Below are 13,671 nucleotides of genomic sequence, written 5' to 3'. Positions count from 1 at the left end.
AGTTCACCGCCGCCCCGGCGCAGGGCCACGCCGCGCAGCAGCCTGCCACCGCCACCCAGCCCAGCCAGCCCGCGTCCGCCCCCGGCACCGCCGGTCGGCCGAGCTGGGCGCAGTAAGGGGAGACCGGCCATGCGCCTGCGCCCCCGCCAGAAGACCTTCGTCGAGCGCAGCGTGGCTGCGCTCGCCTCCCGCGGCAACACGCTGGGCGTGGCGCCCACCGGTGCCGGCAAGACCATCATGCTGTCGGCGGTCACCGGCGAGATGATCGGTGATGGGGCCAAGGCCTGCGTGCTGGCGCATCGCGACGAGCTGACCGCGCAGAACCGCGCCAAGTTCCAGCGCGTGGTGCCGGGCGTCGCCACATCGGTCATCGACGCCACCGAGAAGTCCTGGGGCGGCCAGGTCGCCTTCGCCATGGTGCCGACGCTGGCACGGGTCTCGAACCTTGCCGACATGCCGCGCCTCGACCTGCTGGTCGTGGATGAAGCGCATCACGCCGTCGCCGACAGCTACCGCCGCATCATCGATCGGGTACGCGAGGCCAATCCCGACGCCCGCATCTTCGGGGTCACGGCCACCCCGAACCGGGGTGACAAGAAGGGCCTGCGCGAGGTTTTCGACAATGTCGCCGACCAGGTCCGTCTGGGCGAACTGATCGCCTCGGGCCACCTCGTGCCGCCCCGCACCTTCGTCATCGACGTGGGCGTGCAGGACGAGTTGCGCTCGGTCCGCAAGACCATGTCGGATTTCGACATGGCGGAGGTGGCGGGCATCATGGACCGCGCCCCCGTCACCGACGAGGTGATCCGCCACTGGAAGGAGAAGGCGGGCGATCGGCAGACCGTGGTGTTCTGCTCCACCGTCGCGCATGCCGAACACGTCACCGAGGCGTTCAGGGCGGCGGGCGTTTCCGCCGCGCTGATCCACGGCGATCTGGCGACCGAGACGCGCAAGGCGATCCTCGCCGACTACGCGGCGGGCAGCATCCGCGTCGTGGTCAACGTGGCAGTTCTGACCGAGGGCTGGGACCATCCGCCCACCTCCTGCGTCGTGCTGCTGCGGCCCAGCTCCTACAAGTCCACCATGATCCAGATGGTCGGGCGCGGCCTGCGCACCGTCGACCCCGAGGAACACCCCGGCATCGTCAAGACCGACTGCGTCGTGCTGGATTTCGGCACCTCGAGCCTGATTCATGGCACGCTGGAACAGGATGTCGATCTCGACGGCAAGACCGAGACCGGCGAGGCACCGACGAAGACCTGTCCGGCTTGCGAGGCGGAGATCCCGCTGGCCGCCACCGAATGCCCGCTCTGCGGTGAGGCGTTCCCCCGCGAGGATCTGGATGCGGACGAAGGTGGGGCCGCCGCGCTGCTCTCGGGCTTCATGATGACCGAGATCGACCTGCTGAAGCGTTCCAGCTTCGCGTGGGTCGACCTTTACGGCACGGACGATGCACTGATGGCCACGGGCTTCGCGGCCTGGGGCGGCATCTTCTGGCTGGACGGGGTCTGGTACGCCATCGGCGGGGCCAAAGGCGAACGCCCGCATCTGCTCGGCGTCGGCGAGCGCACGGTCTGCCTCGCGCAGGCCGACGACTGGCTGAACACCCACGAGACCGACGAAAGCGCCTTCAAGACCCGATCCTGGCTGCGCCAGCCGCCGACCGAGAAGCAGCTCCAGTACCTGCCACCCGAATGCCGCCATGACTTCGGCCTGACGCGCTACCGCGCCTCCGCGCTGATGACCTTCGGCTTCAACAAGCAGGCCATCCGCCAGTTGATCGACGCGGCCGCCCGGCTCGAACGGAGGGCGGCATGACCCATGGCACCCTCAGCCCCCATCACGGCCGAGGACCGGCGGCGACTCTGGCATCCGCGTGGGACGCTTTGCGCTGTCTGCTGGCAACCCACCCGTGGTTTTGGCTGGTTCGATCCGCACCGGTCGAAGCGGCCCCGGCCATCGGTCTGGTTCTGCTCGATGCCCTGCCAGTCCTTCTGGACGCGCTTGGCGCGGGAGCGTTTCGCCATGGTTGACCTGACCGAGGAAGAGCGCGCCGCGATCACCGCCACCATGAAGCGCGTGGCGCTGCTGATAGACGAGATCGGCTGGGCCACCCCGCTCGGCGAACTGACCGAGGCGCAGGTGCGCGCGCTGATCGAGGAAGCCGTCGAGGGCTTCCGCGAGGCCATGTCCGACATCGCCCGGGCGCAGACGCCGGAGGTGCCGTTTTGACCCTCGATTACAATCATCGCCCCAGCTTCGCCGACCGGGTCAACGCTGCCGTCGATCGAGCGCTCACCGCCGATCAGGCGACGCGGCCGCCCCGCGACTACCTCGGCGGCTCGCGCCTCGGCCATTCATGCGAGCGTGCCCTGCAGTTCGAGTTCACGGCGACGCCGAAGGATGAGGGCCAGGACTTCAGCGGCCAGTCGCTGCGCATCTTCGCGATCGGCCATGCGCTCGAGGATCTGGCCGTCGCCTGGCTGCGCGGCGCCGGGTTCGACCTCTACACCCGCAAGGGCAACCGGCCCGATGGCGGCCAGTTCGGCTTTTCCGTCGCGGGCGGGCGCATCCGTGGCCATGTCGACGGCATCATCGCCGCAGGGCCTGAAGGCTTCGGCTTGGCCGTTCCCGCGCTCTGGGAATGCAAGACCATGAACGCCAAGAACTGGCGCGCCTGCGTCAAGGACGGCGTGACGAAATCCAAGCCAGTCTACGCCGCCCAGATCGCGGTCTATCAGGCCTACATGGAAACCAGCGTGCCCGGCATCAGCGCCGCGCCCGCGCTCTTCACTGCGATCAACAAGGACACGGCCGAGATGCACCATGAACTGGTACCTTTCGACGCCGATCTCGCGCAGCGCATGTCCGACCGGGGCGTGCGGATCCTGCAGGCTACTGATGCGGGCGAGTTGCTTCCGCGCGTCGCTACCTCGCCCGACTTCTTCGAATGCCGCTTCTGCCCGTGGTCCGAGCGCTGCTGGAGGCTTCCCGCATGAGCGACGACGGCATCCTGCATTTCAACCCGTGGATGGACTTCAACGACGGGCCGCCGTCCGAGAACCCGTTCGGCTGCGACCCCGACCCCGAGCAGATCGCCCATTTCCTCGACACCGTGTTCAGCTGGTGCGAGGGGCTGATCCCGCTCCGCGGTTTCGTCGACAAGGGTCAGGGCCGGGACGGCAAGCCGCACAACATCTGGATCCCGGCCGACGATACCGCGCCCGAGAAGCTCGCGACTTTCGCCGCATGGGCGAACCGTGAGGGCGCGGCCGTCTATGTCATCCCCGGCACCGTCGCCGAGCAGGGTCAGGCTCGTGCCGCCGACGTGCTGCAGATGCAGGCCATCGTCGTCGATCTCGACGCGGGCGACATCCCGGCCAAGCTCGACCATGTCACGCGCCACCTCGGCACGCCGACGCTGGTCATTGAGAGCGGCGGGCGCACGCCCGAGGGCGCCGCGAAGCTCCATGTCTGGTGGAAACTGACCGAACCCTCCGAGGGAGAGGATCTCGCCACCCTTTGCCGTCTGCGCGGCGACATCGCCGTGAAGGTCGGCGGCGACACGCATTTCCGCTCGGCGCACCAGCCGATCCGGGTGCCCGGCACCGTCTATCACAAGCACGGCCACCAGCGCCTCGTGCAGATCCGCGAGCATCGCACGGTCGAGGTGGACCTGGCGGATTTCGCGGAAAAGGTCGCCGAGATGCCACCGCTGCCCGGCGTGGGCTTCGCCAGCGACGTTGCCGCACCAGCATCGAAGCCCGGAATCGACGCGGTGCTCACCACGCCGGTGCGCGAAGGCGCGGTGGACGACTGGTCCCGCTTCCAGGGGGCCAGCGCCGCCATCGGCCATTACGTACGCCTCGTCCACGAGGGCCGCCTCGACCCCTTCGCGGGCTGGGAGGCGATCTGCGGCTACAACGCCGCCATGCTGCGCCCGTCCTGGCCGCTCGATCGGCTGATGGCCGAGTCCAAACGGCTCTGGGCGTTGCATGTGAAGCGCAACGGTCCGCCGCTCTTGCGCGCGGCCCACGCCAACGTCCCCGCCAGCCCGCTGCCGACCTTCAGCCTCGGCGCGCTGCTGGATGACACGAGCCCGATGCCCGAGGACATCATCGGCCCGCGCGTCCTGACGCCGGGCGGATTGCTGGTGCTGGGCGGCGCGCCCAAGGTCGGCAAGAGCGACTTCCTGATCTCCTGGCTCGTGCATATGGCGGCGGGCGTCCCCTTCCTCGGCTTCACGCCGCCCCGGCCGCTGCGCGTGTTCTATCTGCAGGCCGAGATCCAGTATCACTACCTGCGCGAGCGCATGCAGCAGATCGCGTTGCCCGCCCCCGTGATCGCCGCCGCGCGCGACACTTTCATCGCCACACCGAAGCTGAAGCTGCTGCTCGACGCGGAGGGTGTCGCCCACATGGCCGAGGCGATCCGGGCTGCATTCGCCGACGTGCCACCCGACATCATCGTCATCGACCCGATCCGGAACCTTTTCGATGGCGGACCCGAGGGGGGCGGCGAGAACGACAACACCGCCATGATGTTCTTCCTGAAGGACCGGGTGGAACTTCTCCGCGAGGCGGTCAATCCGGACGCGGGCGTCATCCTCGCCCACCACACCCGCAAGGCCACCAAGCAGCAGGTCAAGGACGACCCCTTCCTCGCCCTCTCCGGCGCCAGCGCGCTGCGCGGCTTCTACACCTCGGGTCTGCTGATGCACCGGCCTGACGAGGACAGCACCGTCCGCAGACTGGAGATCGAGCTTCGGAACGGTCCCGCGCTGCCGGGCAAGCTGATCGACAAGGTGAAGGGCGAGTGGGTCGAACTGAACCCGCTGAACGAGCGCCTGGTGCGTAAGGAGGTCGGCGCCAAGCTCGATGCCGAACGGCTGCGCAAGCACGATGTCATCCTCGGCATGCTGCTGGATGAGGCGGTGAGCGAGCGCCTCTACACCGCCATGCAGTTCGCCGAGACCTTCGAGAACCGGGGCGGTCTGGGCAGCAAGCACACGATCCGCGAGCGGCTCAGCGTGCTGGCGACCAAGGGCTTCGTGAAGTTCCTGCGCGACCCCTCGGGGTTCGGCTTCCCCGTCACCCGGTCGCGGTTCGGCTACCTCTGCGTGGAAAGCATGCAGTTCGGCGCACCCGTCGATCATGTCGATCCGGCCACCGGCGAGGTCACCACAACCGCCCGTCCGGTCCTGCCCAGCCACTTCAAATGCCCCCAATCCGGGCTCTGCCTTCAGGTCGAAAACCCCGCCGTCTGGGTCTACCCGGAGGGGCTGGAGGACGACCTCACTCATACGAGTGAGGCCTGACTCATATGACAGCGCCAACTGTGAACTCAACGAAATCAATGAGTTACTGGAAAATAAGAGTTAGGTCCCTAACTCATGCCCGAAGACTTCATGAAGTCTTATTCCACAATGATTTCAGCCACTTGTCCTCCCCGGAACAGTTAGGTGTCAAACCCCCATACTACGTATGGGAGGGCCACCCCACAGGGTTGGCCACTCCTCCCATACGTCCGGGCCAGCCGCGCGCGCCGCCGTGACGGTCTGTTGTGCTTCCCGATCCGACGACGGCGGCCCCGTACCGCCAAGCACCAGACCGCCGTCGTCTTCCACCACCACAGGCCCCCGGCAAAGGAGACCCATCATGGCTCAGCCGACTCTGATCCCGAATTGCGACGGCGCAAGGTTTGAATCGCTTCCGCTCGACGCCCCCCGCAACCGCTGCATCCTCGCGCTCGACCTCGGCACCTCGACCGGCTGGGCGATCCGCGGCCATGACGGCCTGATCACCAGCGGCACCGTCTCGCTGCGCCCCGGCCGCTTCGACGGCGGCGGCATGCGCTATCTTCGCTTCACCAACTGGCTGACCGAGATCGACCGGCTGTCCGGTCCTGTCGCCGCGATCTGGTTCGAAGAGGTCCGCCGGCACGCGGGCACCGACGCGAGCCATATTTACGGCGGGCTCATGGCCACGCTGACCGCATGGGCGGAACTGCGCGGCGTGCCCTACGAGGGCGTTCCGGTCGGCACGATCAAGCGTCACGCCGCTGGCAAGGGCAACGCCGACAAGGCCGCGATGGTCGCCGCCGTCCGCGCCCGCGGCTTCAGCCCGGCCGACGACAACGAGGCCGACGCCATCGCGATCCTGCTCTGGGCGATCGAAACGAACGGAGGTGTCGCATGAGATGGCATCCCCACGGTTACGGCGGCCGGCGCCGGGATCCCGAACAGGTCAAGCGCGAGGGCTGGCAGGAACAGGGCGTCCTCGCGGTCTCCGCCGATGACGACCGCCTCACCTGGCCCGAGCGTGAACTGGTCCGACAGCTCGGCGAGAAGCTCTACGGACCACGTCCTTCCGACAGGGAGGCGCGCCATGGCTGAGCGCGAATGGACTGCCGAGTGCGTCGCCGATCATTTCGAGGAGGCGTTTCGTACCCTGCGTAAGCTGCCGTCGGTCAAGGCGCAGGGGTATTTCAACACCTGGCCCGAGATCGTGCGGTCGAGGCGCGAGATTGCGTTCATGGAACCCGAGCCGATGCGGGTGTGGCCCTCGGCCGCGGCGATCACCCGGCTCGAGCGGACTTTTGATTGGGTGCTCTGGATCGAAGAGGACGAGCGTAAACTCGTCTGGAAACGCGCTGCCCGCGTGCCCTGGAAACTCATCAGCCATGAGCATGGCTGCGATCGAACCACGGCGTGGCGACGCTGGCAGCTCGCGCTCACAAAGATCGCGGCGCGGTTGAATGCGCAGTGACTCCAATGTGTTGCAACACTTTTCCATGCAACAAACGAGGGCAAATCAGCTATAGTTTTGACTATGCTCGGGAGAGTAGCGCGCCCGCGACGGAGACGATCCATCGCGGGCGTTGTCGTTTCCAACGCCATCGCCATCAGCATCATCGTCGAGATCAGCACCATGCCTGTCCGCCCGCCGATCCATCGCCCGGTTGGCCGGCGCGAAAAGCGTGAGCGTGACCAGGACTATGCCCGCCAGCGCAATCCGGTGGCCCGTGCGCTCTATCGCTCAAAGCGCTGGCGAACAGAACGCGCATCCTTCCTGCACGATCATCCGCTGTGCGTGGAATGCGAGCGCCATGATCTGATCCGACCGGCCAGCGTCGTCGACCACGTCGATCCGCACGATGGCAACGAAACGGTGTTCTGGGATCGCAGCCGCTGGCAGGCGCTGTGCGCATCGTGCCACGGCAGGAAGACCGCAGCGAAGGATGGCGGCTTCGGCAATGTGCGGCGCTGCTGATAGCCCCCCCGGGGGCGGTCAAATCTCTGGAGAGTTCGACCCCAGGACCGCGCGCCACCAAACACGCATCCGTGGCCAAAATGGCGATGGGGGGTGCGACGTCGAAATGAACGTGCGAATTGAAGGATAAACTCGTGCCTGCGACTGATCTTGGCCCAGTTGATCTCGGTGTTACCGAGCGCCAGCTGGCGGTTGAATACCGGCCGCTCGACAGCCTGGTGCCCTATGCGCGCAACGCCCGCACCCATTCTGAGGCACAGGTCGCCGAGATCGCCGGTTCGATCCGCGCTTTCGGTTTCACCAACCCGGTGCTGATTGCCGAGGATGGCACGCTGATCGCCGGCCATGGAAGGGTGCTTGCCGCGCGCAAACTCGGCATTGAAACGGTACCGGCCATCGTGCTGGCGGGCCTGTCGGAAACGCAGCGCCGGGCGCTGGTGCTCGCCGACAACCGCATCGCCATGAATGCCGGATGGGACGAGGATCTGTTGGCGCTCGAGCTTTCCGATCTGCAGGAGGCCGGTTTTGACCTCGGGCTCACCGGCTTCGGCGACGACGAACTCCAGGACCTGCTCTACGGCCATCGCGAAGAACAGGGCGGCCTGACCGAGGACGACGCCATTCCGGAAGTGCCGGCAACGCCGGTGACACGGCGCGGTGACCTCTGGCTGCTGGGTGAACACCGACTGCTCTGTGGCGACTCCACCGATGGGGCAGATGTCACCAGGCTGATGAATGACGAACGCGCCGCGCTGTTTGCCACCGACCCACCCTACCTGGTCGATTATGATGGAACCAACCATCCGACGAAGAAGACCGCCTCGGCGCGGGCCAAGAAGATCGCGAACAAGGATTGGTCCGAGGACTATGTCGAGCAGAAGCACTGGGATGATTCCTCACAAGGCCCGCAGTTCTACGAAGCCTTCTGCCGGACGGCGATCGAGCATGCCATTGCCGAGGACGTCGCCTGGTACTGCTGGCACGCCTCGCGCCGCCAGCGCATGCTGGAAACGGTCTGGGACAAGTTCGACGTGCTGCATCACCAGCAGATCATCTGGGCCAAATCCCGCCCGGTGCTGACCCGCTCGGTCATGCTGTGGGCGCACGAGCCCTGCCTGTTCGGCTGGGTTCGCGGCAAGAAGCCAAGGATCAATCGCGAGGGGTTCGAAAGCTGGCCGACGACGGTCTGGAACATCCCGTCCTCGGAAATCGAGACCCGAGAGCATCCGACCTCGAAACCGGTGCGGGTGTTCACGCTGCCGATGCAGTTGCACACCCATCCCGGCGATATCTGTTACGAGCCGTTTTCCGGCTCCGGCTCGCAGCTGATTGCGGGCGAAAAGATCGGACGCAAGGTCTATGGCCTCGAATTGTCGGAAGCCTTTTGCGATGTCGTCGTCCGACGCTGGCAGGAATTCACCGGCAAGCAGGCAACGCTCGAGGGCGACGGCCGCAGCTTTGACGCGATCGCCGCCGAGCGCGTGCCCGACACCGGAGATACGGCCAAGGATGCAGCGGCATGAAGCAGTCGCGCACCATGTCGCTGGTGGAATCGCTCACCAATGTCGCCATCGGCTATGGCATCGCCGTCATCACCCAGATCCTGGTGTTCCCACTGTTCGGGTTATCGACCACGCTGGCCGAGAACATGGCGATGGGCGCGATCTTCACCTTGGTGTCGATTGCTCGCAGTTACTGTCTGCGCAGGTTGTTCGAGGCGGTTCGCCTTCGCGGTGACGGCACTGGATAAGGCATGGAGTTTTGACATGGCCGGCCGCAAGCCGCTGCCAACGCATCTGAAGCTGGTGAAGGGCACGGCCCGTCCGCACCGCATCAACAAGGCCGAGCCGAAACCGGTGGTGGCAGTTCCCGCGCCGCCCGATCATCTTGATGAGGACGCCCGGAAAAAGTTCACCGAGATGGCGGCGCTGCTTGCCCGGCACGGCGTGATGACCGAACTCGATATCGGCGCGCTCGCCCGCTATGTCGTGATCTGGCGACGCTGGCTGGAGGCAGAACAGGAAGTGAAACGGCGTGGCCCGGTGGTGAAGACGTCGAACGACAACATCATCCAGAATCCGTTTCTGGCGGTGGCCAACAAGTGTCTGGCGCAGATGGCGCAGATCGAGAGCGAATTCGGGCTGACGCCGTCGAGCCGCTCGCGCATCCGCATGGCGGAGCCGGCCGAGACCGCCGATCCATTCGAGGACTTTTTGACCCGTGGCAGAAAAGCGTAAATCCGGCTCGGCCAAGAAAGCGCCATCCTGCCCAGTCACGGCCTACGCACGCGGTGTCGTCGCCGGAAAGATTGTTACTGGCCGCCTGGTGAAGCTAGCATGCGAGCGTCATCTGGCCGATCTCAAATCCGGCGGCACGCGCGGACTGGTCTGGGATGGCGCCGCCGCACGGCATGCGATCGACTTCTTCGGCCATCTGCGCCATTCGACCGGCGAATGGGCGGGCGAGCCCTTCGTGCTGCAGGACTGGCAGCAGTTCGTCGTCGGCTCGCTTTATGGCTGGAAGCGCAAGAATGGTCCTGGTCAGGACAGCCTGCGCCGCTTTCGCACCGCCTATGTCGAAGTGGCGAGGAAGAACGGCAAGTCGGTGCTTCTGGCCGGCACGGCGCTCTATGCGCTGATCGCCGATGGCGAGCCCGGTGCGCATGTGTATTCGGCGGCAACGACCCGCGATCAGGCAAGGATCGTCTTTGGTGAGGCCGAGCGCATGGTGGCGGCGAGTTCGGCCTTGCAGGCGCGGATCACCCGCACGGTGAACAATCTGGCGGTGCTGCCGACCTCGTCCTGGTTCCGGCCACTGTCGGCCGACGCCACCAAGATGGATGGGCTCAACATTCACTTCGCCGCCGTCGACGAGGTCCATGAACATCCAGGCCCGGAAATCATCCAGAAGCTGAATACCGCAACCGGCGCACGGCGCCAGCCGCTGATCTTCGAGATCACCACGGCCGGCTATGATCGCCATTCGGTCTGCCGCCAGCATCACGAATTCTCGGTCAAGGCGCTGGAAGGCACGGTGCCGATGGAGTCGTCGGACAGCTGGTTTGCCTATATCGCCACCATCGATGAGGGCGACGACTGGACCGACGAAAAGGTCTGGGTGAAGGCCAATCCGAGCCTTGGCGTGACGGTGAAGCTGGATGACCTGAAGCGGCAGATCGACGAGGCTAGGGAAATGCCGGCGCAGCAGAATGCGATCCGCCGGCTGCGCCTCAACGAATGGACCGAGCAGGTCACCCGCTGGCTCGACATGAGCGTGTGGGAGGAAGGCGGACTGCCAGCTGCCACCGACTGGCGCATCGTCAAACACGAACTGGAGGAACTGGAAGGCAAGCTGCTGGGGCGTGAATGCTATGGCGGGCTCGATCTTGCCCGCGTCAACGATCTGTCGGCCTTCGTGCTGGTCTTCCCGCCGACACTGGATGAAACGCTTGGAAAGCTTGCCGACAAATGGATCGTCACCTGCCGGTTCTGGATTCCCGAGGACGACATAGTCCGCCGTGTGCGGCGCGACCGCGTGCCCTATGACGTCTGGCGTGATCAGGGATTCCTGACCGCGACACCCGGCAATGCCACCGACTTTGCCTTCATCGAGGCCGAGATACTGGAGCTGGCCTCACGCCATGATCTGCGGGAGCTGTCCTATGATCGCACCTTTGCCGGCGAGATCGTCCAGCATCTGCAGGATGAAGGCTTGAACCTGGTGCAGTTCGGACAAGGGTTTTTGTCCATGGCGGCACCCACGGCGGAGCTGGAGCGGCTTTCGGTGTCACGCTCGCTCTGGCATGGCGGCCATCCCGTGCTGCGTTGGAACGCGTCGAACGTTGCTGTGCGCCATGATCCGGCCGGTAATATCAAGCCGGACAAGGAGCGGTCGAGCGAACGCATCGACGGAATTGTCGCGATCTGCAACGCGCTGGGCCGAGCGCTGGCCCGTGACGTCAATGCCGGCCGCTCGGTCTATGAGAACCGCGGCATCCTGATGCTGTAGCGGCGACTGCAGAGAAGAAGAGAGTAGATGGCATTCTGGTCAAACTGGTTCGGCGGGGCAAAGCCGCCGGCCGCATCTCCGCGTGCGTCGTTCCAGAACATTGGCCAGGATGCGGGTGGCGGGATCGTCATCACCACGGCGCAGCAGCTGGAAGAGGCGCTGCGCTCGGGAACGGTGACCGCCTCGGGGGCTGCGGTGACGCCCGACAGCGCCATGCGGGTGGCGACCGTCTATGCCTGCGTGCGCATCATTGCCGGTGCCGTGGCGACCTTGCCGCTGCACATCAAGCGCCGGGTCGATGAGCGCACGCGCGAAGATGCTTCCGACACGCCGATCTGGACGGTGCTGCGCCGGCGGCCGAACCGCTGGCAGACGCCGTCGCAGTTCCGCCGCATGCTGCAAGCGCATCTTCTGCTGCGCGGCAATGCCTACGCCATGATCGTGCGCTCGCGCGGGAATGTGCAGGAACTGATCCCGCTGCATCCCGATCGCGTCGAGGTGAAGCAGACTTACGATCTGACGCTCGAATACACATACACAAGACAGGACGGACGGCGCATCCAGCTTGCTCAGACGGAAGTGTTCCATCTGGTTGGGCTGACGCTTGATGGCGTGCACGGGGTTTCAGCGATCGCCTACGCTCGCGAGACCATCGGGCTGTCGCTCGCCATGGAGGATCATGGCGCCATCACCTTCCGCAATGGCGCTCGCGTCAGCGGGGTGCTGAAACATCCGAACAAGCTCGGGCCAGAGGCTGTCGCCAATCTCAAGGCCGGGCTCGAAGAGTTCCGCGCCGGCGGCGAGCAGGAGGGAAAGAACCTCATCCTCGAAGAGGGCATGGACTATGCCCGCATCGCCATGACGGCCGAGGATGCGCAATGGCTGGAGGCCCGCAAGTTCAGCCGTACCGACATCGCCATGTTCTTCGGCGTGCCGCCGCACATGATCGGCGACACGGAAAAGAGCACGTCATGGGGCACCGGCATCGAACAGCAGTCGATCGGCTTCGTCGCCTATACGCTCGAAGACCATCTGACCATGTGGGAAGAGGCGATCAACCGCGACCTGATCGGCCCAGAGGTAAACCGCGACGACAATCTCTATGCCCGCTTCAACCGGGCGGCGCTCGTCAAGGGCGACATCAAGGCGCGCTGGGAAGCCTACGTCAAAGGCCTGCAATGGGGCGTCTACAGCCCGAACGAAATCCGAGCACTCGAAGACCAGAACCCGCGTGACGGCGGTGATGTCTTCTATCCACCGCCGAACACGGCAGGCGTGCCGGCAGATGAGGATCGTGATCGCCATCAAGATGATGGCGGCAGCGATGGTGATGTTGACCCCAATGATGAGGACGCAAGCAGATGAGCATCCTGGATAGTTTGAAACTGGCCGCGACGATGGTGGTCATGGGCGTTGTCAGCGTTGCGGTCATCAACCCCGCCTTCCACTTCGGCACATTCATCGCCGGTATCACGCTTGGCGGGTACTTTTTCCTGTTGGCGCTGGAGAACGTTCGATGAGCCTTCGCAAATTGCCCGAGGCGCGAACGTTCCCTCGGCCGCAGAACTACCAGTGGGATGCGCCGAGTGACGTGCTGACGAAATGGGCCGAGCATCCGCTTGCCGCTGCACCCAGCGCCAATGGCGCTGACACCGACACCGTCATTTCCCTGTTCGACGTCATAGGCGAGGATGGCTGGACAGGCGGCGGCGTCACCGCAAACCGCATCTCGGCGGCGCTGCGGTCGATCGGGAACAAGGACATCACCGTCCGCATCAATTCGCCCGGCGGCGACATGTTCGAGGGTATTGCCATCTACAATCTGTTGCGTGCCCATCCGGCCCGGGTCACGGTCGAGGTAATGGGCTGGGCGGCTTCCGCGGCCTCGATCATTGCCATGGCTGGTGACGACATCCGCATGGGGCTCGGCTCCTTCATGATGGTCCACAATGCCTGGGGTGTGGTGATCGGCAATCGCCATGACATGCGTGACGCCGCCACCCTGTTCGACCAGTTCGATGCGGCCATCGCCGACATCTACCAGGCGCGCACCGGCATGAAGCGTGCCGACATCGAGCAGCTGATGGACGCGGAAACGTTCATGAACCCGACGCAGGCCGTCGAATATGGTTTTGCTGATGGGGTCACCGATGACGCTGATCATGCGTCCGGGACCGCAGTAAGCGCATCCGCAACGGTACCATCTCAAATCCGCGCCAAGCGCCGCATCGATGCCGCCCTGGCGCAACAGGGCATCACCCGCTCCGAGCGGCGCAAGATGTTTTGCCAGATTGCCGGCATGCACGACGCTGCCGACACCGCCACGCACGACGCTGGCTTCCATGCAGCCGCCATCCAGCGGTTGATCGACACCATCAGATCATAGGAGACC

15 protein-coding genes are annotated in these 13,671 nt (G+C 65.3%); all 15 read left to right on the top strand.

Features of this window, described 5'->3' with window-relative positions:
• Nucleotides 1–129 precede the first annotated feature (129 nt).
• The 15 genes from BA190_RS04215 to BA190_RS04150 all read left to right on the top strand — a co-directional run bounded on the left by BA190_RS04215 (nucleotide 130) and on the right by BA190_RS04150 (nucleotide 13,665).
• Nucleotides 130–1,818, top strand: coding sequence for a DEAD/DEAH box helicase (locus BA190_RS04215; protein ID WP_068282981.1), 1,689 nt, complete (start codon nucleotides 130–132; stop codon nucleotides 1,816–1,818).
• 207 nt (nucleotides 1,819–2,025) lie between these two features.
• The gene (locus BA190_RS04210) at nucleotides 2,026–2,232 is read left to right on the top strand and encodes a DUF6511 domain-containing protein (protein WP_068283077.1); all 207 of its coding nucleotides are present in this window, start codon (nucleotides 2,026–2,028) and stop codon (nucleotides 2,230–2,232) included.
• Nucleotides 2,229–2,999 (top strand): hypothetical protein, encoded by a 771-nt coding sequence (locus BA190_RS04205; protein WP_068282978.1) that lies wholly within the window; start codon nucleotides 2,229–2,231, stop codon nucleotides 2,997–2,999. The genes BA190_RS04210 and BA190_RS04205 overlap by 4 nt, the downstream gene beginning before the upstream one ends.
• Nucleotides 2,996–5,317: an AAA family ATPase gene (locus tag BA190_RS04200; protein WP_202908420.1), complete on the top strand. Its 2,322-nt coding sequence runs from the start codon at nucleotides 2,996–2,998 to the stop codon at nucleotides 5,315–5,317. The genes BA190_RS04205 and BA190_RS04200 overlap by 4 nt, the downstream gene beginning before the upstream one ends.
• 340 nt (nucleotides 5,318–5,657) lie before the next feature.
• Nucleotides 5,658–6,197 (top strand): hypothetical protein, encoded by a 540-nt coding sequence (locus BA190_RS04195; protein ID WP_068282973.1) that lies wholly within the window; start codon nucleotides 5,658–5,660, stop codon nucleotides 6,195–6,197.
• The gene (locus tag BA190_RS04190; protein WP_028720215.1) at nucleotides 6,194–6,394 is read left to right on the top strand and encodes a hypothetical protein; all 201 of its coding nucleotides are present in this window, start codon (nucleotides 6,194–6,196) and stop codon (nucleotides 6,392–6,394) included. Before BA190_RS04195 ends, BA190_RS04190 begins: the two co-directional genes overlap by 4 nt.
• The gene (locus tag BA190_RS04185; RefSeq protein WP_068282971.1) at nucleotides 6,387–6,767 is read left to right on the top strand and encodes a DUF6362 family protein; all 381 of its coding nucleotides are present in this window, start codon (nucleotides 6,387–6,389) and stop codon (nucleotides 6,765–6,767) included. Before BA190_RS04190 ends, BA190_RS04185 begins: the two co-directional genes overlap by 8 nt.
• A gap of 63 nt (nucleotides 6,768–6,830) precedes the next feature.
• Nucleotides 6,831–7,271: an HNH endonuclease gene (locus BA190_RS04180; RefSeq protein ID WP_245314540.1), complete on the top strand. Its 441-nt coding sequence runs from the start codon at nucleotides 6,831–6,833 to the stop codon at nucleotides 7,269–7,271.
• Between the two features lie 134 nt (nucleotides 7,272–7,405).
• Complete coding sequence (locus BA190_RS04175) at nucleotides 7,406–8,794, top strand: site-specific DNA-methyltransferase (protein ID WP_082979445.1); 1,389 nt, start codon at nucleotides 7,406–7,408, stop codon at nucleotides 8,792–8,794.
• Nucleotides 8,791–9,021, top strand: a complete 231-nt coding sequence (locus tag BA190_RS04170) for a hypothetical protein (RefSeq protein ID WP_068282969.1) — start codon at nucleotides 8,791–8,793, stop codon at nucleotides 9,019–9,021. Before BA190_RS04175 ends, BA190_RS04170 begins: the two co-directional genes overlap by 4 nt.
• A gap of 16 nt (nucleotides 9,022–9,037) precedes the next feature.
• Nucleotides 9,038–9,508: a phage terminase small subunit P27 family gene (locus BA190_RS04165; RefSeq protein WP_068282967.1), complete on the top strand. Its 471-nt coding sequence runs from the start codon at nucleotides 9,038–9,040 to the stop codon at nucleotides 9,506–9,508.
• A complete protein-coding gene (locus BA190_RS04160; protein WP_082979439.1) occupies nucleotides 9,492–11,279 on the top strand; it encodes a terminase large subunit in 1,788 nt (595 codons plus the stop codon). Before BA190_RS04165 ends, BA190_RS04160 begins: the two co-directional genes overlap by 17 nt.
• A 27-nt stretch (nucleotides 11,280–11,306) precedes the next feature.
• Nucleotides 11,307–12,644 carry a phage portal protein gene (locus BA190_RS04155; protein WP_245314538.1) on the top strand — a complete coding sequence of 446 codons (1,338 nt, stop codon included), beginning with the start codon at nucleotides 11,307–11,309 and terminating at the stop codon, nucleotides 12,642–12,644.
• Entirely contained in the window at nucleotides 12,641–12,799 is a 159-nt protein-coding gene (locus BA190_RS35685) for a hypothetical protein (protein ID WP_156771353.1), read from the top strand. Before BA190_RS04155 ends, BA190_RS35685 begins: the two co-directional genes overlap by 4 nt.
• On the top strand, nucleotides 12,796–13,665 hold the full coding sequence (locus tag BA190_RS04150) for a head maturation protease, ClpP-related (protein WP_068282965.1): 870 nt from the start codon (nucleotides 12,796–12,798) through the stop codon (nucleotides 13,663–13,665). Before BA190_RS35685 ends, BA190_RS04150 begins: the two co-directional genes overlap by 4 nt.
• Nucleotides 13,666–13,671 lie beyond the last annotated feature (6 nt).

It is taken from the genome of Labrys sp. WJW (assembly GCF_001676615.1).
GTDB lineage: Bacteria > Pseudomonadota > Alphaproteobacteria > Rhizobiales > Labraceae > Labrys > Labrys sedimenti.
The sequence above is the reverse complement of the archived record's forward strand: the minus strand, read 5'-3'. Positions and strand labels throughout refer to the sequence as shown.